The organism is Bradyrhizobium tropiciagri, from assembly GCF_001189845.1.
Lineage (GTDB): Bacteria > Pseudomonadota > Alphaproteobacteria > Rhizobiales > Xanthobacteraceae > Bradyrhizobium > Bradyrhizobium tropiciagri.
The window spans coordinates 221,380-245,353 of sequence record NZ_LFLZ01000001.1 but is presented as its reverse complement, the minus strand read 5'-3'; the positions used below and the strand labels follow the sequence as shown (position 1 = coordinate 245,353).

Sequence of the window (23,974 nt, the reverse complement as noted above, 5' to 3'; positions counted from 1 at the left end):
GATCAGGATCAACCGTGTGGATAATAGCGAACGCGTCCGTGAAGGCTCAAAGCCGGACGCCGCCCATTCCGGCAATGATAGCGGCCGCGACCACTGCACTGGCCGCGATCCCAGCGCCCCAAAGGCGATCCAGGCTCCGTTGTTCAACTCCGTGCGCCAGGAGGACAACGCGAAGACCCGAGAGGAGATGGCTGAGGACAAAGAAGACGCCAAGTGCATAATGAGGAGCCAGACGGATGTTCCACGGGTCGTGGATAAGACCCGCAGGGCCGCCGACCGCGAAAGTCCAGTCGGTCGGGATTTGCAAGACCGTCCGGGCATAGATGAAGACCGAATTCATGTGGCCGAGGCAAAAAACGGCCAGGTAAATGCCGGATGCAACCTGAAAGGTACGATAGAAGGGCTGCGGCGCGGCGGACCAACGCCAGGCAAGGCGGAGCCACTGGCGACCTGGAATAGAAAGAGCCCAACGAGCACTGGCTCGACGACCGGCAGCCGATATACGGAGCGGCCGATGTTCATTATGGTAGCATGCGTCTGCGGGCCAAGTAGGCCCGTCAGGTGATTGACGATGTGAAAGAGAACGAAAAGGCAAATCACCGCTGCGCTGACGCCGTGAACAACGCGCCACCTGCCTATGCCGGTTCTGCTGCGATGGTGATCCCGTCCCCGGACCGAGAGGAAAGCGATAGCGGCCGCCGCCAACCAAAGAGCGCACCAAATCCAGGGATCTGGAATTGGACTCTGAAGTAACCCCTGGACAACGCCCAGGAACACGAAAAGCGTTGGCGCAACCACGCTTGCGTATGCGAGGCGGCGTAAGCTTGCTGGAAGATCCACCCGACATGCGATGGCAATTCCAAGGAACGGTAACGCAAGACACAGCAGAAGGCTGATTGACGCTCCTGCGCACGCGAGCGTCGACGGCTCCGTGCCCGGCGGTCCGACGAAGACATGAAAAAGCATCAGAAGGAAGGGATGCGTGAGTGCAGCGAGAACGGGGCAGAACGCGATTGGATCGATTCGCCGGGTATCCACACCACTCAGGCGGTGTGGGTGAACAAGGGTATTCGTCATGCTTCCTCACCCTCCTTGCGGGTCGGACACAAGTAAAGGCGGTCCGACCAAACGAATGCAGGACCAAAAAGCCGCAATCGTCCTGTACCAGTCCACGTCATGCCAGGATGGTATGCCGTCGTAACAGATGACATCCCGACTGCGGCAGTGACGCTCGCGCGCTTGCGCTTCAGCAGGGTCCCTGGGCGCCTTAGGGATCCGGCCTTTCCCGCTGCCCTTCCCAAACGACCAGCATGGAGATCCGCCTCATGCCCAACTCCGGGGCCAATCCCCGAAGCCGAACGCCTCACATTGTCGAACGAATACGCACGCGGCATTTGGGTTACGTTCCGCGCGCTGCTTCCCGTGTTTATCCTCAACACGACCGTCTTGACCTTGAGCGAAACGGAGACGGCTCAGAACCGAGACGTCATGACGCGCCCGAAAGCGACGCAACCGGCGGCCGCCGGAATGCAATCGCAATACGGTTGAAGGTGTTCATGAGACCGATGGCGATGGTGAGGTCCACGATCTCTTTCTCATTCAACACCCTCGCGACGGCCTTGAATTCCTCGTCGGGAATTGCCGTGTCCGCAACACGGGTGACTGTCTCTGCCCAACCCAGCGCTGCACACTCTCGTGCATCGAAGACCCCTCCGGCTTCGCGCCAGACCTGCACCAGCGCGAGCTTCTCCAGCCTGACACCCTTCTTCACTAGATCGCGCGTGTGAAGATCGAGACAGTACGCGCAGCCGTTGATCTGCGAGACACGAAGGTAGACCAGCTCAATCAATGCCCCGTCGAGACCTGATTGCACGATGTAGCTATGGACTCCACCCAACACCTTGACGCCATCGGGTGCGACCTTTTGATAATCGATACGTGCGTGCATGAACTCTCCTTATTTGTCCGGCGTTGTGAGATCTTTATCGTTGGTATCGACAACGAAGACGGCCAGCAATTTCGCAGCCTCCGTATCGCTGGCATTCCCGCCGACCAGGTGATGCGAGCCCGGCGCCTCAAAGAAGCTTTCCCCCGCTTTGTAGACATGCGGCGCCTCGCCTTCGACCTGACTGCGAATGCTGCCCGATACAACATAGCCGTAGATGAACGCGGAGTTGGCGTGTCGATGCGCCGGCGACTTCCCCCCCGGGGGATAGGACACTTCGACGGCGATGAGCGATTTACCGGGAATGTTAGGTATCGCATGCGAAAAGCGCGGCGTCACAATTTCGCTCGAGCCTTGATTCATGGCACTCGGTTCATGCGCCGTAGCCCATCCGGCTAGCGCCACCAATACTGCGGTGATCAGAATGAGCTGTTTCATGATGTTTTCCTCTTTCTCGAACTCTGAAGGCGAACGGGGCGCCTGAACAGAACCAGAAACGATTATCTGCCCTGGACCATAAATCGTTGTGCGCGATGTGGACGACGAAGGCCCGGCAATGGCCATCACCCGTCGTCGACCAAAGCGCACCGACCGGGAACGCTCCGCTACGCCGGAGCGCGCCCTCGAGTGATAGATCTCGTAACCAGGATAGTCGCGACGATCGTACGCAACGATGCCGCGCGGCCGAACATGACACCAATCCCGACAACAATTGTGTGGCCGATCTGTCGACCGGCCGGAATTGTGAGCGCCACAATGCGTCTCGACGGTGGGTGAGGTCAGGAGGGCGCGCAGAACGGCAGCGCGCTCCGCAGATGGAGCCCATGCCGTAGCTGCTATATCCGCAGCGAGCCCTTGGGAGGCTAGTCGTCTTCTAAGAAGACCGTGGATCGATGCAGTCAGTTTGCAAGGCCAACGCTAACCGGCCGCGAACGGAAACGCCCGCCGCCGGTTAACGCTTCGCCCGCCGCTGCCACTAAGAGTCACTATCGCTCGGCAGGTTCCCGTGCAACGTGACGCAGTTCGATCGCAAATGGGTCCTTCGTCGAATCGTCGTTCCAGGAATACTCCGCTCCCCGGGCGGCGCGCTCCGCGGCAGATCGGCCATAAAGCTTCTCAACCAAGCCCAGCGCCATGTCCGTACCAGCCGAAACTCCGGATGAGGTGACATATTTTCCGTCGACAACCCAGCGAGCATGCCCTTGCCAATGGACGTCCGAGGACTGACTGGTCGCAAATTTCCACCCCATCTTGTTGGAGGTGGCGTTGCGGCCGTTGAGAATTCCGGCCTTGGCAAGCACCGCGGAGCCGGTGCAGACCGACGTCGTCCATTCGGTGCCTCGATCCTGCTGTTGCAGAAACTGCAACATCGCGGGGTTATCGACCTCCCTGCGTGTGCCGATCCCGCCTGGGATCATGATGATCTCAAACTGCGGAGCATTAGCGAACGAATAGGCAGCTACCGTCTCGATACCTTGAGCTGACCTTACGGAACCACCATGTTCCGACACCATCACGACTTCATAGTCGGGAAGCCGTCCCCACATCTGAACGGGACCGAAGACATCGAGTGTCTCAAACCCCGGAAAGATGATGATGCCTAGCTTCTTGGTTTTCGGCTTTGCCGGTTCGGCTCGCATCCGCATTGAAGAGGCCGGCTCATCGACAGGAGACTGGGCCGCCTTGCCGTCTACACCAGCTTTGCTCGGTGCCTCCGGGAGTTGGCCCTGTGCGTAGGACGCGGTTGCAAGCATCGCCGGCGCCGTCGCCAATGCAACAATTGTAACAAGGGTGAATAGTCTCATGAGGATAGCTCCCGTTTTTCCTGGTCCATAGCAATCACATGACGTGCCGCTGCCAAAGAACCACAACTCTCCTTTTTGACTGCACCAAAAAGGATGCCTCCGATCGCTGCGAGTGGGTGCGTCTCCCGGATCTGCCACGAACCGACAGACCTTGCGGTAACGGTTCGCGCCGCCCTGTTCTTGCCCGGACGCCTAGCTCCACCCATGTGACGAGGCGACCCGCTTCGCGATCTCGATGCGCTCGGCTGTGATCGCCGCGGTTCGTTTGCGGATTCGCGACACGATTTCGGGCTGCGCATCCCTCGGCGAGCCCGATTTGAAGGGCGGCGCGGGATTGTACTCCATTCCTAGCTGCGCTGCCTGGGCGGCGTCCGACCCATGAAGCAACCGCACGATCTCAAGACCGAACTCGATGCCCGCCGTTACGCCGCCGCCGGTAATCCGGTTCCTGTCGATGACCACACGTTGATCGACCGGCCTGGCCCCAAACGGCACCAGCGCCTCCATCGCGGTCCAGTGCGTCGTCGCCCTATATCCGCGGAGCAGGCCAGCAGCGCCGAGAACCAACGCTCCCGTACAGACGGATGTCACCCAGGCTGCCCGATCGGCAGTGCCAGCGAGATACGCCAATGTCTCGGCGTGCTCCATCAAGGCGTTCACCCCGCTACCGCCGCCGACAAATATCAGGTCAGGCGCCGTCGCACTGGCAAAGCTGTGGGTCGCCGGAACTGCGAAGCCAAGATCGCTTTTGACGGTCTCGCCATTCTGAGAGACCAGTTCGACCTTCGCGTCAGGCATCCTTGCCAACGCATCCATGGGGCCGGCGAGATCGAGATGCGTCAAGCCATCAAAGACGAGCATCGCAACGACAAAACTGCTCACAGCAAATTACCCCTTTCGTCCTACCATCATCAATTCAGAAGCAGCCGATCGTTATCGGCAGCAGTGCTCCCAAGCTTGGCAAAGCGCTCGAGCAAATCAGGAACCTGCAGTTTTGCTTTCTCGGCCCCTGATGCTTCAAAGATAATGCGTCCTTGATGAAGCATGACGATCCGATTGCCGTAGGCCAGCGCATCACGCATGCTGTGCGTTATCATCAAGGTCGTCAGCTTCAGTTCGCGGACGAATTGATCGGTCAAGGACAACACCGTGGCGCTCGCCTGCGGATCGAGCGCTGCGGAATGCTCATCAAGCAGAAGTATTCGCGAAGGGGCTAGCGTCGCCATCAAGAGACTGACAGCCTGGCGTTGCCCGCCCGACAACAATCCGACGCGATCCTCCAGCCGGCGTTCCAGTCCCAACCCCAGTTTGGCGAGACGCTCGCGAAAGGTCGCTTTTTCCGAAGTTCGAAGCGCACTGCGCATGGTTCGTCGCTGCCCCCTGCGCGCCGCGAGGGCAAGATTTTCCTCGATTGACAGAGACCCGCACGTGCCTGCCATCGGATCCTGGAATACGCGGGCGACATGGGGCGCCCGGCCATGCGCCCCCTGCAGCGTCGTATCCTTGTCATCGATGGATATCGTCCCCGCGGTGACGGAGACATCACCGGCAATCGCGTTAAGCAAGGTCGACTTTCCTGCGCCGTTCGAGCCGATGACCGTCACGAACTCTTCCTGGGCCAAGCTAAGTGTCACCCCGCGTAGCGCCTGCATCTCATTGGGCGTACCGCGCATGAACGTGACGGCGACGTCGCGAACCGAAATCATGATGGTGCCCCCTCCTTGCTGGATACCCGAAGAACAGCCGGGCCCGCTTTTCGACGCAGCGCTCCGCGCTTTTGCGACACGACGAACGCGACGGCGACCAGCAGTGCAGTCACCAGACGAAGATCAGATGATCGTAACCCGAGTATCTGCAGATTGAGCGCCAACCCGACGACCAAGCGATAAAGGATCGAGCCAAAGACACACGCGATCAATACGACCGGAATTCGCCGGGTCGGAAACAGCGTCTCGCCAAGGATCACCGCAGCCAGGCCGAAAATGATCGTTCCTGTTCCGACACCGACGTCCGCGAATCCGGCAAACTGGGCAAACAAGGCACCGGCAAGGCCCACAAGCCCGTTCGACATGGCGAGCCCAATATAAATATTGCGATCAACATCCACGCCATTCGCGCGTGCCATGCGAGGATTTGCCCCCGTCGCACGCATGGCCAATCCGCGTTCGGAAAGCAGGAAGATGGCCAGCAACGTGGCGACGACGATCGCCGCGATGCCCGCCACAGCTGCGCGCGTGACCGCATCGCTGAAACCCAGCGCCTCAAACGGCGTCAGCACCGTCGACTCCGCGATCAGGGGAACATTCGGCCTCCCCATGATACGGAGGTCGATCGAGAACAACGCAATTGTAGTCAAAATCCCCGCAAGGAGGTGCAACATGCCGAAGCGGCGGTTCAATACAGCTGTCGCCAGACCGCATAGCGCTCCAACGGCGAGCGCCGTGAGGGAGGCAAGCCAGGGATTATGACCGCCACTGATCAGTGCGGCGGCAACGGCGGCGCCGGTTGCAAAACTGCCATCCACCGTCAGGCAGGAAAATCGAGAACACGGAAGCTGATATACACGGCCAGCGCGACTATGCCGAAGATGGATCCGAGTTCTAGCGCGTTGAGGATTGCCAACGAACTCATGGTGCCGCCGCCTCAGTTCACGACATCGGCAGCGCGCGCGACAATGTCGGGCGGGAACGTGACCCCGATCGCCTTGGCCGTTCGTTCATTCAGCCGGATTGCAACCGTTTTGGCCTGCTGAACGTCGATCTCTCCTGGCCGCTCGCCCTTGAGGACGCGGACCGCAATGTCTCCCGTGGCACGGCCCACCTTGTACCAATCAAAGCCAGTCGCGGCGAGCGCCCCCCGCCCGGCCGCCGCCGATTCGGCGCTGAAGACGGGCACCTTGTTGGCAATCGCGATCTTCATCGCGGTTTCGGCGCCAGCCGACATGGTGTTATCCGTCGGTATGAAGATAACATCCACCTTGCCAACCAGATCGGCAGTGGCGGTACCGATTTCCGATGTGGCGATAACGTTCTGGTCGACGATCTGGTAGCCTCGTGCCGCGCCCGCCTTTGTCATCGCATCGACGGCGGCCCGCGAATTGGCCTCGGCCGGATTGCTCAGGATGCCAATCCTTTTTGCGGTCGGGATAATCGCCCGAATGAGGTCAAGTTGAGGCTCCACAGGCGTGAAAGAACTTACCCCTGTTACGTTGCCTCCTGGATGATCAAACTTTGGAACAATGCCGGCGCCTATCGGATCTCCAATGGCGCCAAACACGATCGGCGTTTTCGTCGTTGAACGTACAATTGCCTGTGCACTCGGCGTTGCGATACCGATGATGACGTCGGGCGACATCGAAACAAAGCGCTTTGCGATCTGCACCGCGGTTGCAACGTCGCCTTGCGCGCTTTCGTAGACGATCCGGGCCGCGGGTTCGCTATAGCCTGCGTCCTTCAGCACATCGAGGACGCCGCGCCGGACGTTATCGAGATCCGGGTGCTCGACGATCTGGGTGATGGCGATCGTCTTGCCGGCATTCTGTGCCATGGAAGCCGATGGCACGAACAGCAACGACAAAACACATATCCACCGATAGATCGTCTTCACCGCGTCTCTCCTGGTCCTATTTTGCGTTCTTGCTTGACTGCAACCTAACCACGGTAACATCAGAGCGCGACGGCGCGGGCGTCAAAAGACCCCCTTTTTGCGCCACCACTGTCATTCGGCCTGCCACGCTGCTCCATCCGACTCTCGGCAATCATCCGGCCTGCGCGTTCGTCCGTCTTCGGTTGCGCCAGAGTCCAAGACAGCCGCATCGCCTTCGGTCTTTAGTAACAGCGGTGACGAGCGACGTCCCGTCGCCGGCCTCTCATTGGGCCCCTCTCGTTACTTCGACGGCGATCTTGTCGTGGCCCCGCCGGTGACAGACGGCGGGGCATCTTTTTCCCACCGTCAGCGCCTGCAGCTTCGACCGAACAATCGGCCTGAGAGCCCTGCTGCGTTGCCGGCGGCGGATGGCAACGCTTGCCCGCAAAGGGGCTATTGGCTCGTATCCCGGAGAGTTTGCTTCAGCCACACGTAGAGCACCGGCGGCAGGATGATATCGGCACATAGAATGCCGATGATCGCCGGCGATGGCGCACCGTGGATTCCCCATGATACGATCCTGGCAACACCAGCCATAAGCAGGACCCCGAGCGTCGCGTTGATGATCGGCCTGTAGCGGCGAAGATCGGTCGCGGAGACCAGTAATGCGACCCCGAGCAGCGAGAAGGTAACCCCGTAGAAGCGGTTCTGGTTATCGATGGACGGGTCAGCAAGCATTGCTTGCGTAATGGGAGCACCGAGAATGGCATCGGCTCCCGGCCCCATGAAAAAATGCAAGGCAGACACGGCGATAAATGCAGCCGCCAATATCCGCAGGGTCAGAATGAACGCCTTCATTGGAGCAGCATCTCGATTTCCCGAAGAACGCGCGCGTCGGACCTGGAGAGGCTCCATTGTGCCGAGCTTACACTTTTGAAGAGACTCTCGAAGATCTGGATGACATTAAAGAACCAAGATCGATCAGATGCGCTGTACCAAAACTTCCGACTGCCCCTGGATTTTCCTGCAACACTGACTGGCCCGGCGTCGGGTCAGTCCCGGCTCGCAAGCGCCGTCTCGACCAGCGCGACCCAATAAGCGATGCCGGCAGGCAGCGCGTCATCGTTGAAATCGTATGTCGCCGCATGGAGACCCGCGCTCTCGCCGTTTCCAAGAAAAATATACGCTCCGGGTCGCGCTTCCAGCATGAAGGCGAAGTCCTCGGCAATCATGGTGGGAGCGACGTCGCCATCCACGGCACGCCCTTCAATCGTCGCCCTTTCAGCCGCCCGCCGAGCAAGCTCCGTTTGCTCGAGATGATTAACAGTCGCGGGATAGTGACGTTGATAGAAGACAGATGCTTTTGCATCGAAAGCGCTGGCGACGCGCTCGGCCAATAGGGTGAGACGGCTTTCCATCACATTGCGGACGTCCGCATCCAGGGTCCGCACAATACCAAGCAGGCGCGCGCGATCCGCGATGATATTATACGCGTCGCCTCCGACGATTGAGCTCACCGACAACACGGCGGGGTAAAGCGGATCGACGTTGCGCGATACCACCGTCTGCAATGCGGTAACGATGTGGCTCGCGACAATCACGGGATCAATGCATGCCTGGGGCCTTGCCGCGTGCCCGCCTCTACCCTCCACCTCTATCGTGAAATTGTCGGCGGCAGCCATGATGGGACCGCGTCTGATGGCGAATGCACCGACAGCGATACCGGGCATGTTATGGAGCCCAAAAACCTCGTCGAACGGAAAGCGCGCCAGCAGGCCATCGTCCAACATGACCTTGCCTCCGCTTCCTCCCTCTTCGGCAGGCTGAAAGATCAGCACAACCGATCCCGCAAAGTTCCGGGTAGCCGCCAGATATTTGGCGGCACCCAGCAAGATCGCCGTGTGCCCGTCGTGGCCGCACGCATGCATCAGCCCCGGACGCGTCGATCGGTATGGCGGGTTACCGAGCTCTTCGATCGGAAGAGCATCCATATCCGCACGCAGCCCGATTGCCCGTCCTTCTCCGCGCTTTCCCCGGATCTCCGCTACGACGCCTGTCCGGCCTACTCCAGTCTCGACCCGGTCACATCCAAAGCAGCGCAGCTTGTCGGCCACGATGGCTGCGGTTCGGTGCACCTCAAAAAGCAGCTCGGGGTGCGCGTGGAAATCTCTCCTCCAGGCGACCGCTTCGTTCGCAATATCGAGAATCACTCGCGAAATAGGCATGCCATTCCCTCATCCGTCCCGCTCACGTTCACCGGAAGACGGTCTGCACCGTCGTGAACTCCTTCAATCCCTCCATGCCGAATTCGACGCCGACACCGGACTGTTTGACCCCACCAAACGGTGCGCTGGGTTGGATCGCGCCGTGCTTGTTGATCCATACGGACCCACATTCCAGGCTTGTCGCCACATCCAGAGCCAGGCTGCGATCCGTGCCCCAGACGGAGCCGCCGAGGCCCATGCTGCTATCGTTGGCGTTGGCGATAGCGTCGGCTACGTGACGGTACGGAACGATCGGCAGCGCGGGACCAAACTGCTCGTTGTCGACCAGCTTGCAGCCGTGGCCGACATCCGCGACCAGCGTCGTCGGATAGAAGAATCCCGGACCATCGGCAGGATGGCCGCCGAACAAGATCCTGCCGCCGAGCGCACGCGCCTCGTCGACATAAGACGCAACGATTTCTAATTGCGGCTTGTTCTGCACCGGGCCAAGCATCGATTGCTCGGACAAGCCGTCGCCGACAATTACCGTGCGTGCATAGGCGCTGAGCGACTGGCAGACACCATTGAACAAACTTTCATGCACGTATAGACGCTTGAGGGCCGCGCAGGTCTGGCCGGAATTGATGAAAGCGCCCCAGAACAGCCCCTCCGCGATCGCATCGGGATTGGCATCCGGCAAGACAATACCCGCATCGTTCCCGCCAAGCTCCAATGTCAAACGCTTGAGGGTGGGCGCCGCCGCCGCCATCACCTTTCGGCCCGTTGCGGTCGATCCCGTAAAGGTCACCTTTGCGATCCCTGAATGACACGACATCGCAGCGCCGAGCGCGTCGGCTCCCGTCATCACGTTGACGACGCCCGGTGGCAGCACCTCATTCATCAACTCAACGAGCCGGATCGTGGACAACGGCGTATAAGGAGACGGCTTCACGATCACTGTGTTGCCGGCGCGTATGGCAGGGATAATGTGCCAGCAAGCGATCATGACAGGCCAGTTCCAGGGAGTGATCGATCCGACCACTCCGATCGGCCTGCGGTGCAACTCGATCTTTCCGTCCGCGTTGTCTTCCAGCACTTCGACCGGCAATTCGAGCTCGGCAGTGTAGCGGGTCCAGGCGATCGCGCCAACGATCTCGAAGCGCGAACCCATCCCATTGAGCGGCTTTCCCTGCTCGAGGGTCAACAGATGCGCAAGTTCCTCCGCATTAGCTTCGATGATGGCAGCGATCCGCCGGCATGCATCAGCGCGAGCTGCGCTGGACGTGCATTTCCACGTCCTGAAGGCCTTCGCCGCGGCCGCCACCGCATCATCAAGCTGCGCTGTCGACCCGACCGGCATCTGGCCAACGATATGGCCGGTGGAGGGATTCAAAACCGCCTGATAGTCGGTGGTGTGAACGTTCTCGCCATTGATGACTAGCGCGGCCGGTTTCATGATAAGGCTCCCCGTGGCAAATGCTCATGGCAATGGAAAGCACGGCACCGGGCTTGTCCTGGATGCAAACGCAACTCTGATTGGACAAACACGCAGTTTGGCCGCTGGGCGCTCAGTGCCCCGAAGACGGCCGATCACCAAAAGGGAGTGATGGTGAAAATGGACCGGCAGGATTTGTCGAACGATGAAGCCGCCATCCGGGCGTTACGACATGCGTCCAACACGGCGATCGCCGCGCGCAAGGCGGACCGCGCCGCCGCGTTCCTTTCGCAGGATGCGAAGATCGTCGGAAGCGACGGAGCGCTTATCGACGGTATGTCCGCGATGCAGCGGGCCTTCGAGAAGAGCTTTGCCGATCCCGACTTCCTGACATACCACAGGACGCCGCAATCGGTGACGGTTGCCGGATCAACGGCTGCGGAATCCGGGCAATGGCATGGCCGCTGGAAGGAACGCACCGTCGGCGGAGCCTATCTCGCGCGATGGAGACGCCATGTCGATGGCTGGCAGATCGTGGCTGAACTCTACATTCCACTCGATGGACCGTGACGGCCTCAGTCCTGCACCTCATTGAGATCGGCCAACACCTGCCCTCACAGGGTCGGGTTGAGCGCGCCCACATCGTTCAACGCGGCGACAAGCCTACCAGCGTCCGAAATGCGCATACCCGCGAGATTGATCCGGCCGGATGGCGCCATGTAGACCCCATGGCGGCTGCGCAAACTTTCCACCTGGGACGCGCTTAACGCCAGGTTCGAAAACAATCCGCGTTGATCCACCAAAAACGCAAGCCGCGGCTCGATGCCCGCCACAGCCTGCCGGACGTCGCGGATACGCGCGCACATGTCGACCAGTTCGCTGCTCCAGGAATGAAGGAGATCGTCGGATTGGAAGATGATGCGAACCAGTGCCGCGCCATGATCGGGGGGCATCGACCAGTTCGGGCGAGCGAGATTGGCCATTGTGTTGGCAATGATATCGGCACGCTCCGCATTGGGTGCCTTCACGAAAAGCGCGCCGGTCCGATCGCGATAAAGGCCGAAATTCTTGTCGCACGAGTAAGCGATCAACGCCTCGTCAGCCGCATCGAGTATCACGCGCAAGCCGGCGACATCGTCGTCAAGACCTCGCCCCAGTCCGTGATAAGCCTGGTCGATAAAGGGGACAAGGCCGCGCTCGGCAACTAGCCCGGCGATTTCCGTCCATTGCCGAAGATCGAGATCCGCGCCTGTCGGGTTATGGCAACTGCCGTGCAGCAGCACGACATCTCCCCGACCGGCTGTGGAAAGGGCCTCCATCATTTCATTAAACATGATGGTCTGCGTCGCGACGTCAAAATAGCGATACCAGGCCACTGTCGCGCTGCCAGCCTGAAAGACCGGCCCGTGATTGGGCCAGGTCGGCGCGCCGATCCACACACGCGAACTGGGCCGGGCCGCGGCGATCAGTTCGGCGCCAAGCCTGAGCGCCCCGCTGCCGCCAGGCGTCTGCAGGCCCCTGATGTTGGGCGCATAGTGTCCGACGATGATCGCCTGGAGCGCTTCCACGAACTCTACGTCGCCCTCCGGTCCAAGATAGGCTTTGGTGTCCTGCGTCTCGAGCAGAATACGTTCCGCCTCCTTGACCGCGCGCATCACTGGCGTCCTGCCGCTATCGTCGCGGTAGACTCCAACACCCAGGTCAATCTTGCCAGCACGCCTGTCCTCCTGAAACGCCTTGATCAGGGCAAGCAGGCTGTCGGGAGGCGGATTCTTGAGGTTCTCGAACATTGGCTCTCCGTTTTGATGGCGACGTGCGTTAGCAGCAGTCATACTCCACCCTGTCCGAGATGAAGTGCCAAACCGCCCTCTTTTCGCGACATCGCCCGGACAGCGAGCTCAGAACACCCGAGAGCCCCTGTAGCGTATGAATGCGATTGCCGGATACGGCGCTAGGCTCTGGCAAGGTACGCCTCAAGGGTCGGCGGATCTGCGGCCAGAAGCGGCTCCCGAACGGGGCAGCCCTCGAACGGGCTCGCTTCGAAAAACCAACGCCGTGAGGCCGGTAGCCCCCAAAGCTGCGATCGCCGCGGATCGGTAATCTCCCAGCGGATCGGCGGCGCCTCGACATCGATAAATTGATAATGCGTCGTGAACAGCTCGATCCGGTGCTGATCCGGGTCACGAAAATAGACGAACAGCGCGTTGCTGATGCCGTGCCGGCCGGGCCCTCTGTCGATTATGTCTCCCGCCTGCAAGCTCCCGCTGACATCACAAGCATGGATCAGCGTCTGGGCGTCGGGGGTCGTGTAGGCGAAGTGATGAAGCCGAGGCCCCCGACCATTGGTGAATACCAGATCATGCGTATTGCCCTTTCGCTCCAGCCATGTTCCCCAGAGATCATTCGAGGCTTCGGCTGCCGTATACTCGGCTACCCGAAATCCGAGATCACAGTAGAACTCGCTCGCGCACCGCACGTCGTGCGTTGCGACCTGAAAATGATCGAGGCGCTGCGGACTTCCACCTCTAAAACGGTGGAACTCCTGCACGCGTCTCGGCACGACATCCATTGAAGCGCAGAGTTCGATCCTGGCGCCAGCAGGATCGATGAACCTTATGGTCCGGCCCTGATACGGAACTTCACATTGCTCGATCGCCAGGTCTTGTCGATCGAGAAAATGTCGAGCCTTTTCGATCTCTTCGTCGTCACTCACGCGAAACCCGATGCATTCGCATGCCGGCGTTTCAGTGCCGGCAAGACGGATAACGAGGCTATGGTGCGTTGCCTCCTCCAGGCCGCGCAAATAGAGGCAGTCCGGCGTCTCTTCGGTGAGGACCAGTCCGATCACCCGGGTGTAAAAGTCGCGGGCGGCGCCGAGGTCGCGCGAGCCAAGCACGACATGACTGGCGCGCGTGATGTTGAACGGTGGTGTCTTGTTCCAGGCTGGCAACATTCGTTCTGCCTTTCGCGTGTGACGCTACCCATGTCCACTTGGCATGACCTCAACGGCTCCCGGCGGCGCGGTGGCTCGCTACATCCGACGGAGCACAGTCGAAGACCTTCCTGAAGCAGCGGTTGAAATATGAAATGTCGTTGAAGCCGCTCTCGTAGGCGACTTCGGCTACCGTGCCCCTGGATCTATGCCGCGGTTCGGCGAGCCGCTCGCGCGCATAATGCAAACGCCGGGTGCGGATCATCGAATTGATAGAGACACCGAGCTGTTCAAAGTCTTGCTGAAGGGTGCGCAGCGAGGCGCCGACCTTTCCCGCGAGCCATCGTGGAGTTAGACGTTCCTCTGTGAGGTGGCGATCGATCAGCATTTGGGCGATTTCGATGCGCGCGAGCTGCCGTTGCGTGGGACGGAACGATGATTCAGCCGCTCCGATTGAAAAGGCCTGGTGTATCGAGCTGAAGAACAACTCGCGGATTCCCTCTGCGCCGACAGGTCGCTCATCACTCGTCATCAGCTTCACAAGCAATGCCCGCAACACGACCGCCATCGGATCGGCCGCACCAAGCCGTTGCGTGATGGCGATCCCGGACGATGCCGTCGCGTACATCATTTGGCGAGGCAGATGCACTGAGAGATGATTGGAAAATCGGCCGTTGAAGCAGAACCGTGAGGGCATCAACGAGTCGACAAGTACGCAATCCCCTGGGCCGATGGTGGTTCGTTGGTCGCACTGTTCGATCCTGCACACCCCCTCGAGCTGCAGCAAGAGAAATAGATACTCGCCATAGTCCGTTCTGATCTCCTGATGGCCCCGCTCCACCCAGTCCAGGTCATTGGCGATGTGGGCTACTTCGATGCCGGCACCTCGCCGCAGTTCAACCTTTCCAACTACATGAGTCTTCCCGGACATGGCTTGCGGATGGAAGCGGCCGCAGACCGCACGCACGCATTCGGTCCATTCATGAAGCGTCAGCTTCTGACGGGCGCCAGGAAAAAGGGCGGATAACGTCGCCAAATCCATCTTTCCTCCTGCGGATGCCGCGCCTCAGCCGACCTGAAAGGACAACGTGGGCAACTCGTCCGGGCGCTTGACCCCATACTTGACGACCGGTCATTCGATTTACTTGGGGTGAATGAAACTCCAGGGCGAGGCTTCGCTACCCTGCGGCACGCTGACTTCGATGAGCACCGGCTTCTTCGTGCCGAGCGCGCCGGCGAGGACCGGACGCAGCGCCTTCGGGCTGTTCACGCGGTGCCCCTCGATGCCAAATGCCTTCGCGAGCTGCATGAAGTCTGGATTCTCGAGTGTTGCGCCGATGACCCGGTTTCCGAATCCGGTGCGTTGATCGCGGAGGACGTTCCCGTAGGCAGCATTATTGAACAGGATCGTCACCAGGCCGATGCTCTCCTGAGCCGCCGTCGCAAGCTCCTGGACAGCGAACATGAAGCCGCCATCGCCGGTGATCGAAACAACCGGCCGCTTCGGATGGGCAACCTTCACGCCGAGGGCCGTCGGAAAGCCGAAGCCCAGCGTTCCCTGATATCCTTCCGAGATGTAGGTGCGCGGCGCATAAACGGGATATCCGAAATAGGATGTAAAGCCGATTTGCGATACTTCGCCGACAAAAATGCCATCTCTCGGGAGGACCTCGCGAATAACGTCGAGGTACGCCATTTGGGGCTGGATGGCCTCGATGGCTGTACGTGTCTCGACCTTTGCCATTGCTATCGTGGCTTGTCGACTGGACAACTCGCTTGCGCTGGGCTTTCCGCCCTGTCGCCTGGACAATGTTTCAAACAACGCGAGGGTTGCGACCTTGGCATCACCTAAAACACCGACGTGTGGCCGCAGCCGCTGCATCTCCTCGGGATCGATATCGATCCTGATCAAGTGCGGTGCCGGCTCGGGCTGATCGATCAGTTTCATCATGCCGGTCCAGCGCATGTAGGGCATTTCCAGGCGCGATCCGATGCCGACTACCACGTCAATCTCAGGCCAAAGACGATGAGCGGTGGCGGACGAGATACCGAGAGGATGATCTTCGGCAACAATCCCGCGCCCACCGCGAAATGCCGCAACCGGCGCTCCCAGCAGTTCAGCCAGCCGGCGCACCACGTCGCTTGCGTGCTGCGCTCCACTCCCCGTCATGATCATCGGCCGCCGAGCATTCTCGAGCAGTTCAGCCGCCGCCTCCACTTGCGCAAGATCGACGGCCGATGGCTCAGGGAGGACTGCCCCGGCCGAACGTTGCACGGGAGCCCGGCTCGCCATCACGTCCCATGCCATCTCAATGGCAACAGGCCCCGGGCGCCCCGACAGCATTCGCTCAAATGCTTCGTTGACTACTGCCGGAGCATCTTCGACCCTCTCGATGCGGCTTGACCATTTGGTCAGCGAACGAAGGGTCGCCAGCTGGTCGGGTAGTTCATGAAGATGACCGCGGCCCTTACCCAGGAAAGTCGAAGGTATTTGGCCCGTAATGCAAAGGACCGGTGCGTTGCAGCCAAGCGCGGTACAAAGGGCGGCAGTCGTATTGAGAACGCCCGGGCCAGGCACAACTGAGAACACCCCCGGCCGTCCCGTCGACCGGGCATAGCCGAACGCCATGTAGCCACACGCCTGCTCGTGTCGAGCGCCGATCGTACGGATGCGGCTCGCTCGCTGCTGCAGTGCGTCGAAGAATGGATACATTTGGGCGCCGGGTAGCCCGAACAGGGTATCGACGCCGTTGGCGAGCAGACCTTCGACGATGGCCATTCCACCTGTGATTTCAGCCGTCGCGGTTTGATCGAGCATTTCCATTCGTCCCCCGTATTTCGTCGTCTGATCGAACTGAGCATTCCAGCGATTTCGCTCAAGATCCTAGGTCGAGATCCTCTCCCGCAGATCATCATGGTGCCTCGGCAAGTCCGACCAGGCAGGATAGCCGGCTACTTTCGGGGGTCCCCGCACGACAGGTCCGACGCTCATTTCAAAAGCAGCTACGTAGCTCGGCCACCACATCGCACCCATCTTGCGAAGGCATACGAAGTCTACTATTCAGCGACATGGCGAGAATGACAAAGAAACCACCTTTTGCGCCAACAGGGTTGAAGCGCGTCGTCTTCCTGGTGTACCCGGACCACCAGCCGCTCGACCTTGTTGGACCATTGCAAGCCTTCGCACTCGCAAATCGAGAGGGTGCTACTCCCGGTTACGAGCTCATCATCGCGGCCGGAAGCCGCGGTCGACTGGAAGCCTCGGTCGGACCGACCTTGTTGATTGAACACGGCCTTGAAGCATTGCAAAACGCAGACACCTTGATCATTCCAGGCGGCCCAGGTGTGCAGGCCGCACTGCGTGATACCAACCTCGTGAACGCAGTTCGTCAGGCCGCCAGATCGACCCGCCGCGTTTGCACCGTGTGCACGGGCGCCTTCCTGCTCGCGGAGAGTGGGGCACTATCAGGCAAGAAGGCAACGACGCACTGGCGAAACTGCGCAGACCTTGCCAGCAGGTTCCCTGACATCGACGTTCTGAACGATCCTATTTTCGTCCGCGACGGTGCAATCTGGACATCCGCCGGCGTAACAGCCGGGATCGACATGGCTTTGGCACTCGTTGAGGAAGATTACGGCCAGACCATCGCCGCTCGAGTGGCCCGCAATCTGGTTGTCTACTTGCGACGGCCGGGTGGTCAAGCACAGTTCAGCGAGCCTTTGGCCTTGCAGCAGCAATCGGGACCAGGTGATTATGGACGGCTGATGGAGCTGGTCGAGGCTTCCCTAAACCGGACATGGTCAATCGGCGAACTCGCAAGGACCGTGGGTCAATCGCCGCGAACCTTTCAGCGTCGATTTACGGAGGCATTCGGGCACGCGCCGGCCTCTGCGATAGAACGACTGCGCGTGTCCCGCGCAAGGCTAATGCTGGAAACCACAATGGCCACGCCGGCCACCGTGGCAGCAAGATGCGGTTTCCGCTCCCAAGAGCGAATGCGGCGGGCATTCCACCGGCAACTTGGCGTCACGCCGGGGTGGATTCGTGAGCATTTCGGAAAAGCGCCCTGAGCAATTCCAGTGACTCACGCATTCCGAGCACCCGCTTACGGTGGATCCGATTGACTCCCCTGCCTATCGATCTGGTATGGGCTTATGGACGCCGCCTGTCGCAAACCTGTCGAAAGAGAATCTGCGTATCGTCGAAGTGAGCAGAGCGCCATGACCCAGCCGAACAAACCATGGCGCTGTACTCAGCCGAATTCGCTTCGATGCCGCCGATCATGCGAGTCGCCTGCTCCGCGTTATTGCGCCGCCGGTCGGTCCGCTACCTCGCGACACGACCGGGCGTCATTCGCGGTTCGCAAGGCCCAAACGTGAAAGCGAACGATGCTCCGCGTTCTCCAGAATTTTGCCGACCACTTGTCCATAGCTCGAGGCGATAGTGACTTCTCCGAGGCCATGGCCGTAACGGCAGCCGCCCTCGATTTGCAGTGCTTTGCATACCTGGCACTGCCAAGGCGCCGGTCCGGAAAGCCTCACATCATTTCCACATATCCTGTTGCGTGGACCTCACACTATCTACATAGCCGCTACGAACGGTTAGATCCAATCATCGTTCGGGCGTTAGGCAGCCCGGAGCCATTCCGGTGGGGCGCTGGTCTTCCGATGCCAATTACGCCAGCACAACAGGCCTTTCTCGACGAGGCCTCCCAATTCGGGATCAAGTTCGGCTTCACCGTTCCGATCCATGACAACCAGGGTCCAGTCGCTGCGCTGACTTTTGCCGTGGACGAGGTCAGGCCGCAGTTTGACAGGTGCATTACCTCGAATGCACTCGTTCTTCAAACGATGGCGTTCTTCTTTCACGCACATCTCCGCCGCACGCTTCCTTCCGACCGCAATCTTGAGAGCGTGTCCCTTTCCCCACGCGAATGCGAATGCCTCGAGTGGGCCTCACAAGGCAAGAGCGCCTGGGAAATAGGTCTGATTCTCGGAATATCCAGGAACACCGCGGCCTATTACCTCAACAATGCGAAGCAAAAGCTGGGCGTTCGAACAGTTGTGCAGGCAGCGATGCGTTTTGCCGCTGCAAAAAAGAGAAGGCCGAATTAGGACGAGCTCCCCCTACAACTATAGGTAATGCCTGCACCGGAGATCTCCCGCTTTATGGCATGCCGGATAGACATGGAGGAAGCCTTGATCCAGCTAATTACTAAATCGCTGTATGGTGAGTTCTCCGAAACGCTCGCGGCGATGCATCAGCTCCGCTATCGCGTTTTCAAAGTCCGGATGGACTGGGACGTCAGTACCAACGGCGAAATGGAGATTGACGACTTCGATGCTCTTCACCCGGCATATCTGGCACAACTCAGCGAACTCGGGGAGGTACGAGGTTCGGTCCGCCTCCTACCGACCATCGGTTCGACCATGCTCCGCGATAGATTTTCGGTGCTTCTCGGTGGCCAGCCTGCTCCGTCTAGCCCCCGGATATGGGAAAGCAGCAGATTCGCGATCGATATTGCATCCGACGCGCCGAAGGGCGAGCACGGGATCGCTCGTGCCACCTACGAACTGTTCGCCGGGATGGTTGAGTTCGGGCTTTGGAAGCAGCTCACCGATATCGTCACCGTTACGGATATCCGGATGGAACGGATACTACGACGTGCCGGCTGGCAACTGAGGCGTATCGGCGCTCCTTGCGAGATCGGTAACACATTAGCCGTTGCAGGATGTCTCGGCATTTCGACTCAAACATTGGCAGAGCTTCGAAAGGCAGGCCGGCTCTCCGGCCCGGCTCTTTGGGTACCAGTGATTCCACCGCAGGCGGTTGGATCAGTCCAGATAGCGTGATGTGCAACTCGTTACTGCTGCAGGACAGCCACTACGTTTCGGCCTACTGGTGAGCCACACAATGACGGAAACTGGCAACACAAATAGCGACGGACGTATATCATCCACGGTCGCAATTAGCTTACAGCACCTTCGATTTGCGGTAGCCGCATGCGACAGCGGCAGTCTTCGACGTGCCGCAGAGGCGCTATCCGTTCAACATTCAGCGCTAAGCCGCTCGATCGCTCAACTCGAGATCCTCGTTGGTGCTGCGCTATTTGCTCGTTCAAGTGGTGGAGTGAAGCCGACCCCTGAGGGCCGGCGATTCCTCGGAAACGCGAGGCAAATTCTCGATCGTCTAGATGCACTCATAGGAACGGGCCTGGCTCACGATCGCAGCGGGACAGGTCATCTTTGCATCGGCATAAGTTCGTCAATCTTCACCGACCGTTTACGCACCGTAATACTCGACTTCAAGGTCCGATTTCCGTCAGTCAGACTAGCAATGCTCGAGCAATGCCGAGGACGCATTGCAACCACGCCAATGAAAGGCACGCCTGATATCGTTATTGCTCCCGGAGAACCGTTTGCGCTGGATAGCGGATCCTTTCCACTTTGGAGTGAACGGGTCCTTTTGTCGGTACCGCAATCCCATCCATTGGCAAGCCGCGACTTCGTCTACTGGACTGCTCTACGACACGAGACTCTCCTGTTGAGCGACCATGCTCTGGGAAGAGAGTTTGAGAGACTTCTAATCACCAAACTAGCCTGCTTTGTCGACCGGCCAAGGATCGAGTGGCACCATGTATGTCGAGACAACATCAGCTATCTCATCAGCATGGGCTTTGGCATCGGCTTCACCCTCGAGTCTGATGTCAAGGCAAGCTCTGGAGACCTGGCCCATGCAGAGATTCGCGATGGCATGGGTACGAGCCGGATTGGATTTTCCGCATTCTGGCGACCCGACAACGATAATCCGATGCTTGGCAACTTTCTTCAGTTGTTGACCGAGCACTATCCGTCGCCAGCGATTGGCGGATGAGCGCGACGCCTGAGCTTGGCGAATGCTCGGTCCGTTGCCATAAAGCGTGCCAGCATAGGCGCAACAAGCTTGGCCGGATCGACCTGTTGACCGGCTTGTCCGGCGACGGCCTCGGCATAGGCAACGAGATCGCGGTGCACCTGGGCTGGAAGCTCAGCCGTAACCCTGACCGGCTTGTCGTCAGGCAATGCTCCTATTCTAAGTTTGGGCATGCCGTTACCCTCCGTATGGCACAAGTATCAGGTCACGATTGACGAGAACGCGAACCGGGAAACCGGGTCGTACAGTCAAGGTAGGCTGGATGTTGAGACTGCGCCGAACGACTTGCTGTCCGGTTTGATTTAGTGAGTCGGATGCGCCGTGCCGCAATGCCTGGATAATTGCGCTGTCGTTGCTGTTGGTGTCCGAGCCGGCACCCAATTCGGTTCCGACCGCCAGAAACGTCGATAGTGCCGCAGCCTTGAATAGCTCACCCCAATGATTGTCGACCTGGTCTTCCAGGCCTGCATACCCGGCGGCGTCAGCGCCAGGCTGTCGCTCGAGAATGATAGAACGTCCATTCGGCATGATCAGCCGGGTCCAGACAAGCAGTACGCGGGACTGGCCGAAAGTGACCTGGCTATCGTAGACGCCGATCAGACGCGTTCCCTGAGGTACGAGCAGAAAGCGGCCGGTCGGCGTGTCAAAGATATTCTCGGTGACCTGCGCGGTGATTTGGCCTGGCAGGTCCGACCGGATCCCGGTGATCAGGGCTCCCGGAATGACCGTCCCGGCCTGTACGATATATGGCGAAGCCGGCCTGGTGACGCGGTCAGGGCTTACCGTGCGACGGTCCACAGCATCGTTCACGAAGGCAAGCTTTCGGTTCTGACCGTTCTGCCCAGATCCGTCTTCGCCAGTGCTCGTTGCGTTCGGTGGCACGACGCGGTCGCTTCCAGCAGCCGCAGCGTCGGGCGGTCGCACTTCTCGCCCATTGGTCGCGGCGAACAAATGGCTGATGCGAGCCGCCTCGGTCTCCTGATCCCGGCGCTGCTGTTCCGGATCACCGCCGATGGTCGGCGACTGTCCCTGGGCAGCAAGGATTGGTCGACCGAGGTCACCAGGGAGCGGCGGACCAAGCTGCGGGGTTGGTTGGCGCGGAACGCCAGCGTAGTCCCTTGGCAGCGCCGTAATGCCGTCGGCAACATTGTGATGGTCAGTGCTGTAGAGCTCATCGGCCGGCTGGCTTCGGGAGCGGTTGTTCTGCAGCGACCACAGGATCGCCCCACCGATCACAAGCAAGGCAACCGCGCTCCCTCCCGCCAGGACTTTCCGCGACAGCCGCGTCACGCGCGGATGCTCAGCCCTTAAGCGGAAGCTCCCGGACCGTTCTTCTCGTGTCTGCGGCGGCACCGCTTGCTCTTGATCGTCTCCCTTCCGGGTGTTCATGACGACGGCCTCCCGTCGGTCCTGACAATTCTGACCTTCTGCTGATGTTCACCGCCGAGCCGCAGTTCTGCTGCTGCGAACAGCCGATCGACGATCAACACGTTGCCATACGCGCGATAGTTGACGAGTTCTGTCTTGCCGTCAGGGCCGATGACGAAGAGCGGAGGCATCTCGCCTTGCACAATCCCCTGTGGGAATTCGACATAGACCTTACGACCATCGTCATACGCAGCAATCGGCCGCCAGGGTGGACTGTCCCCCTCGATGGCGTAGCGAGAGATACGCTGAGCCGCATCCGGAAGAGCGGGTTTCAAAGCGACTGAGCGCGATCGCTCGCGAATGGTTTCCGGGTAGTACCAGGCAACGGATGGCATATATGGCCGCTCGCGGGAGCGGAGCTCGATCATGTAGGTGCGCCGATCGGTATTGACGACAAGGTTGGTTTCGATCGATGCACGAGTCGGCTTGACCAGGATATGAACCCGGCGCGTGTCACCACTCCCGCTCTCTGTATCGCCCACGACCCACCGTACCGTGTCGCCTGCCGCGACTGGTCCCGATCCTGTCAGTTGCTCTCCCTCTTCGAGCGCAATATCCGTGATCTGTCCGGGTGCCGCGTACACCTGGTAGAGCGCGCCGGGACTGTAAGCGTAGATTTGCGCTGCGTTGAAATAGCCGCGCCTGCGCGGCTCGACCCTGGCAGCGCTGTTCGCCGTCTCCACCCGGCTCACGGGCTCAGGCTCTTCCTTCGCTCCCGACTTGCCGCCGAGAGCCGGCTTCCAGAGCGGTGGAACGTGAAGCGGTCGCGGTTTGTCGTCGAGAGACACCGGAGGCGCCGGCAACGGAGGAACTTCAGCGTCATAGCTGATCTCCGGCGGAATGTAGCTCGCGCACCCTCCGAGCACCGACGAGCAAAGGAGAAGAACTGACAGAATTGCTCGCTTCGATGTGACGAACTCAGACCAGGGCAAATTTAGCCTGCTGTGCGAGATGGAAAGTTTCGAATCAACGTCAGATGGCGTCTTGGTCATTGACCCAGCTCCTTTGACCAGCTGATGGCGCGGACATAGACGCCAAGGGGATTTTTGCGCAGACGCTCGGCATCGCGCGGCGTCTCAATCACGACGGTGAGAATCGCAGTCCAACGCTCGGTCGAGCTCAGCGAGCCGTTGTCGTAGATGCGCTCGGTCCATGCGACCCGAAAGCTTTCGGAAGACGCGCGAATGACACTCGAGACGTCGACTGAGATTTGGGCCTTGCCCAACCTGGCAAAGGGGTCGTTGTTACGCGCGTAATCATTGAGCGCTGCCGCGCCACGATCGGTCGTAAAATCATAGGCACGCAGCCAATTCTGGCGCAAAACAATGCCGTCGGCCGGCAGGCCTCTGACATCCTCGATAAAGCGGGCCAGATGATAGCTGATCTGCGCGTCTGTGGGCTGATAGTCGATGTTGGCCGGCGCAACTCGCTGGGCCTGACCGAGGTGATCGACTTCGACCACCCAGGGCGTGATCGACCCCTGGCTCGATTGCCAGACAAGGCCCCCGGCGAGGCCGGCAGACAGCATCAAGCAGCCGAATGCCATCAGGCGCCAGTTCCTGGCTTGCACACGCGCCGATCCGATGCGTTCGTCCCAAACCTGTGCAGCCTTTTGATACGGTGTGATCGGTTCGGGCATGCGCCCGTAGTGAACTGATGGTCGTTTGAACATCGATAATTGCCCCTGAGATCAAGTGATCGGTTTCAAGCAGTGCGCTTTCCAGGTT

The 23,974-nt window shown here is 59.9% G+C and carries 23 protein-coding genes and 1 pseudogene; 5 read left to right on the top strand and 19 right to left on the bottom strand.

Annotated elements, in window-relative coordinates:
• Positions 1–46: 46 nt before the first annotated feature.
• The 11 genes and pseudogenes from AKN84_RS48455 to AKN84_RS01125 all read right to left on the bottom strand — a co-directional run bounded on the left by AKN84_RS48455 (position 47) and on the right by AKN84_RS01125 (position 10,995).
• Positions 47–340, bottom strand: coding sequence for a hypothetical protein (locus tag AKN84_RS48455; protein WP_202814653.1), 294 nt, complete (start codon positions 338–340; stop codon positions 47–49).
• Positions 341–1,486: 1,146 nt separating this feature from the next.
• The gene (locus tag AKN84_RS01170) at positions 1,487–1,948 is read right to left on the bottom strand and encodes a carboxymuconolactone decarboxylase family protein (RefSeq protein ID WP_050418944.1); all 462 of its coding nucleotides are present in this window, start codon (positions 1,946–1,948) and stop codon (positions 1,487–1,489) included.
• A 9-nt stretch (positions 1,949–1,957) separates the two neighbouring features.
• Positions 1,958–2,383, bottom strand: a complete 426-nt coding sequence (locus AKN84_RS01165) for a cupin domain-containing protein (protein ID WP_050418943.1) — start codon at positions 2,381–2,383, stop codon at positions 1,958–1,960.
• A 548-nt stretch (positions 2,384–2,931) separates the two neighbouring features.
• Positions 2,932–3,750, bottom strand: coding sequence for a DJ-1/PfpI family protein (locus AKN84_RS01160; RefSeq protein ID WP_202814652.1), 819 nt, complete (start codon positions 3,748–3,750; stop codon positions 2,932–2,934).
• Between the two features lie 192 nt (positions 3,751–3,942).
• Positions 3,943–4,632 carry a DJ-1/PfpI family protein gene (locus tag AKN84_RS01155; RefSeq protein ID WP_244484870.1) on the bottom strand — a complete coding sequence of 230 codons (690 nt, stop codon included), beginning with the start codon at positions 4,630–4,632 and terminating at the stop codon, positions 3,943–3,945.
• Positions 4,633–4,661: 29 nt separating this feature from the next.
• Positions 4,662–5,456, bottom strand: a complete 795-nt coding sequence (locus AKN84_RS01150; RefSeq protein ID WP_050418941.1) for an ABC transporter ATP-binding protein — start codon at positions 5,454–5,456, stop codon at positions 4,662–4,664.
• Positions 5,453–6,381 (bottom strand): annotated as a pseudogene (locus tag AKN84_RS01145) (ABC transporter permease). Before AKN84_RS01145 ends, AKN84_RS01150 begins: the two are co-directional and overlap by 4 nt.
• A gap of 12 nt (positions 6,382–6,393) precedes the next feature.
• The gene (locus AKN84_RS01140) at positions 6,394–7,356 is read right to left on the bottom strand and encodes an ABC transporter substrate-binding protein (RefSeq protein WP_157863227.1); all 963 of its coding nucleotides are present in this window, start codon (positions 7,354–7,356) and stop codon (positions 6,394–6,396) included.
• Between the two features lie 432 nt (positions 7,357–7,788).
• On the bottom strand, positions 7,789–8,193 hold the full coding sequence (locus AKN84_RS01135; RefSeq protein WP_050418939.1) for a DUF4345 domain-containing protein: 405 nt from the start codon (positions 8,191–8,193) through the stop codon (positions 7,789–7,791).
• 194 nt (positions 8,194–8,387) lie between these two features.
• Positions 8,388–9,560 (bottom strand): M20 aminoacylase family protein, encoded by a 1,173-nt coding sequence (locus tag AKN84_RS01130; RefSeq protein WP_050418938.1) that lies wholly within the window; start codon positions 9,558–9,560, stop codon positions 8,388–8,390.
• 28 nt (positions 9,561–9,588) lie between these two features.
• Positions 9,589–10,995 carry an aldehyde dehydrogenase family protein gene (locus tag AKN84_RS01125; protein ID WP_050418937.1) on the bottom strand — a complete coding sequence of 469 codons (1,407 nt, stop codon included), beginning with the start codon at positions 10,993–10,995 and terminating at the stop codon, positions 9,589–9,591.
• 159 nt (positions 10,996–11,154) lie between these two features.
• On the opposite strand from AKN84_RS01125, the gene AKN84_RS01120 reads away from it, so the two are divergent.
• Positions 11,155–11,544, top strand: a complete 390-nt coding sequence (locus AKN84_RS01120) for a YybH family protein (protein WP_050418936.1) — start codon at positions 11,155–11,157, stop codon at positions 11,542–11,544.
• A 44-nt stretch (positions 11,545–11,588) separates the two neighbouring features.
• On the opposite strand, the gene AKN84_RS01115 is transcribed toward AKN84_RS01120, so the two are convergent.
• The 4 genes from AKN84_RS01115 to AKN84_RS01095 form a co-directional block, all read right to left on the bottom strand.
• Positions 11,589–12,764, bottom strand: coding sequence for an amino acid aminotransferase (locus tag AKN84_RS01115; RefSeq protein ID WP_050418935.1), 1,176 nt, complete (start codon positions 12,762–12,764; stop codon positions 11,589–11,591).
• A 161-nt stretch (positions 12,765–12,925) separates the two neighbouring features.
• Positions 12,926–13,927, bottom strand: coding sequence for a 3,4-dihydroxyphenylacetate 2,3-dioxygenase (gene hpaD / locus AKN84_RS01110; RefSeq protein ID WP_050418934.1), 1,002 nt, complete (start codon positions 13,925–13,927; stop codon positions 12,926–12,928).
• A gap of 49 nt (positions 13,928–13,976) precedes the next feature.
• The gene (locus tag AKN84_RS01105) at positions 13,977–14,948 is read right to left on the bottom strand and encodes a helix-turn-helix domain-containing protein (RefSeq protein ID WP_128970302.1); all 972 of its coding nucleotides are present in this window, start codon (positions 14,946–14,948) and stop codon (positions 13,977–13,979) included.
• Between the two features lie 99 nt (positions 14,949–15,047).
• Positions 15,048–16,730 carry a thiamine pyrophosphate-dependent enzyme gene (locus AKN84_RS01095; protein WP_244484869.1) on the bottom strand — a complete coding sequence of 561 codons (1,683 nt, stop codon included), beginning with the start codon at positions 16,728–16,730 and terminating at the stop codon, positions 15,048–15,050.
• Positions 16,731–16,984: 254 nt separating this feature from the next.
• Between AKN84_RS01095 and AKN84_RS01090 the strand changes: the two genes are divergently transcribed.
• From AKN84_RS01090 to AKN84_RS01075, 4 genes are all read left to right on the top strand, one after another.
• Positions 16,985–17,977, top strand: coding sequence for a GlxA family transcriptional regulator (locus AKN84_RS01090; protein ID WP_050419069.1), 993 nt, complete (start codon positions 16,985–16,987; stop codon positions 17,975–17,977).
• Positions 17,978–18,295: 318 nt separating this feature from the next.
• Positions 18,296–19,021: a LuxR family transcriptional regulator gene (locus AKN84_RS01085; protein ID WP_050418931.1), complete on the top strand. Its 726-nt coding sequence runs from the start codon at positions 18,296–18,298 to the stop codon at positions 19,019–19,021.
• 84 nt (positions 19,022–19,105) lie between these two features.
• Positions 19,106–19,759 (top strand): acyl-homoserine-lactone synthase, encoded by a 654-nt coding sequence (locus AKN84_RS01080; RefSeq protein WP_050419068.1) that lies wholly within the window; start codon positions 19,106–19,108, stop codon positions 19,757–19,759.
• 61 nt (positions 19,760–19,820) lie between these two features.
• A complete protein-coding gene (locus AKN84_RS01075; RefSeq protein WP_050418930.1) occupies positions 19,821–20,780 on the top strand; it encodes a LysR family transcriptional regulator in 960 nt (319 codons plus the stop codon).
• Here the strand turns inward: AKN84_RS01075 and AKN84_RS44390 are convergent.
• The 4 genes from AKN84_RS44390 to trbF are packed head-to-tail and all read right to left on the bottom strand — an operon-like array spanning position 20,753 to position 23,919.
• Complete coding sequence (locus AKN84_RS44390; RefSeq protein WP_128970300.1) at positions 20,753–20,992, bottom strand: DUF2274 domain-containing protein; 240 nt, start codon at positions 20,990–20,992, stop codon at positions 20,753–20,755. The two genes, AKN84_RS01075 and AKN84_RS44390, sit on opposite strands and share 28 nt — an antisense overlap.
• A gap of 4 nt (positions 20,993–20,996) precedes the next feature.
• The gene (locus AKN84_RS01070) at positions 20,997–22,208 is read right to left on the bottom strand and encodes a TraB/TrbI/VirB10 family type IV secretion system protein (RefSeq protein WP_050418929.1); all 1,212 of its coding nucleotides are present in this window, start codon (positions 22,206–22,208) and stop codon (positions 20,997–20,999) included.
• The gene (trbG, locus tag AKN84_RS01065) at positions 22,205–23,239 is read right to left on the bottom strand and encodes a P-type conjugative transfer protein TrbG (RefSeq protein WP_050418928.1); all 1,035 of its coding nucleotides are present in this window, start codon (positions 23,237–23,239) and stop codon (positions 22,205–22,207) included. Before trbG ends, AKN84_RS01070 begins: the two co-directional genes overlap by 4 nt.
• Positions 23,236–23,919 carry a conjugal transfer protein TrbF gene (gene trbF / locus AKN84_RS01060; protein WP_050418927.1) on the bottom strand — a complete coding sequence of 228 codons (684 nt, stop codon included), beginning with the start codon at positions 23,917–23,919 and terminating at the stop codon, positions 23,236–23,238. Before trbF ends, trbG begins: the two co-directional genes overlap by 4 nt.
• Positions 23,920–23,974: the final 55 nt, after the last annotated feature.

What these genes read in the sequence shown, in the direction of transcription:
- AKN84_RS48455 (WP_202814653.1), bottom strand. Translation starts at nt 340, where the DNA reads ATGAATTCGGTCTTCATCTATGCCCGGACGGTCTTGCAAATCCCGACC.
- AKN84_RS01170 (WP_050418944.1), bottom strand. Translation starts at nt 1,948, where the DNA reads ATGCACGCACGTATCGATTATCAAAAGGTCGCACCCGATGGCGTCAAG.
- AKN84_RS01165 (WP_050418943.1), bottom strand. Translation starts at nt 2,383, where the DNA reads ATGAAACAGCTCATTCTGATCACCGCAGTATTGGTGGCGCTAGCCGGA.
- AKN84_RS01160 (WP_202814652.1), bottom strand. Translation starts at nt 3,750, where the DNA reads ATGAGACTATTCACCCTTGTTACAATTGTTGCATTGGCGACGGCGCCG.
- AKN84_RS01150 (WP_050418941.1), bottom strand. Translation starts at nt 5,456, where the DNA reads ATGATTTCGGTTCGCGACGTCGCCGTCACGTTCATGCGCGGTACGCCC.
- AKN84_RS01135 (WP_050418939.1), bottom strand. Translation starts at nt 8,193, where the DNA reads ATGAAGGCGTTCATTCTGACCCTGCGGATATTGGCGGCTGCATTTATC.
- AKN84_RS01130 (WP_050418938.1), bottom strand. Translation starts at nt 9,560, where the DNA reads ATGCCTATTTCGCGAGTGATTCTCGATATTGCGAACGAAGCGGTCGCC.
- AKN84_RS01125 (WP_050418937.1), bottom strand. Translation starts at nt 10,995, where the DNA reads ATGAAACCGGCCGCGCTAGTCATCAATGGCGAGAACGTTCACACCACC.
- AKN84_RS01120 (WP_050418936.1), top strand. Translation starts at nt 11,155, where the DNA reads ATGGACCGGCAGGATTTGTCGAACGATGAAGCCGCCATCCGGGCGTTA.
- AKN84_RS01115 (WP_050418935.1), bottom strand. Translation starts at nt 12,764, where the DNA reads ATGTTCGAGAACCTCAAGAATCCGCCTCCCGACAGCCTGCTTGCCCTG.
- hpaD (WP_050418934.1), bottom strand. Translation starts at nt 13,927, where the DNA reads ATGTTGCCAGCCTGGAACAAGACACCACCGTTCAACATCACGCGCGCC.
- AKN84_RS01105 (WP_128970302.1), bottom strand. Translation starts at nt 14,948, where the DNA reads ATGGATTTGGCGACGTTATCCGCCCTTTTTCCTGGCGCCCGTCAGAAG.
- AKN84_RS01095 (WP_244484869.1), bottom strand. Translation starts at nt 16,730, where the DNA reads ATGGAAATGCTCGATCAAACCGCGACGGCTGAAATCACAGGTGGAATG.
- AKN84_RS01090 (WP_050419069.1), top strand. Translation starts at nt 16,985, where the DNA reads ATGACAAAGAAACCACCTTTTGCGCCAACAGGGTTGAAGCGCGTCGTC.
- AKN84_RS01085 (WP_050418931.1), top strand. Translation starts at nt 18,296, where the DNA reads ATGCTCCGCGTTCTCCAGAATTTTGCCGACCACTTGTCCATAGCTCGA.
- AKN84_RS01075 (WP_050418930.1), top strand. Translation starts at nt 19,821, where the DNA reads ATGACGGAAACTGGCAACACAAATAGCGACGGACGTATATCATCCACG.
- AKN84_RS44390 (WP_128970300.1), bottom strand. Translation starts at nt 20,992, where the DNA reads ATGCCCAAACTTAGAATAGGAGCATTGCCTGACGACAAGCCGGTCAGG.
- AKN84_RS01070 (WP_050418929.1), bottom strand. Translation starts at nt 22,208, where the DNA reads ATGAACACCCGGAAGGGAGACGATCAAGAGCAAGCGGTGCCGCCGCAG.
- trbG (WP_050418928.1), bottom strand. Translation starts at nt 23,239, where the DNA reads ATGACCAAGACGCCATCTGACGTTGATTCGAAACTTTCCATCTCGCAC.
- trbF (WP_050418927.1), bottom strand. Translation starts at nt 23,919, where the DNA reads ATGTTCAAACGACCATCAGTTCACTACGGGCGCATGCCCGAACCGATC.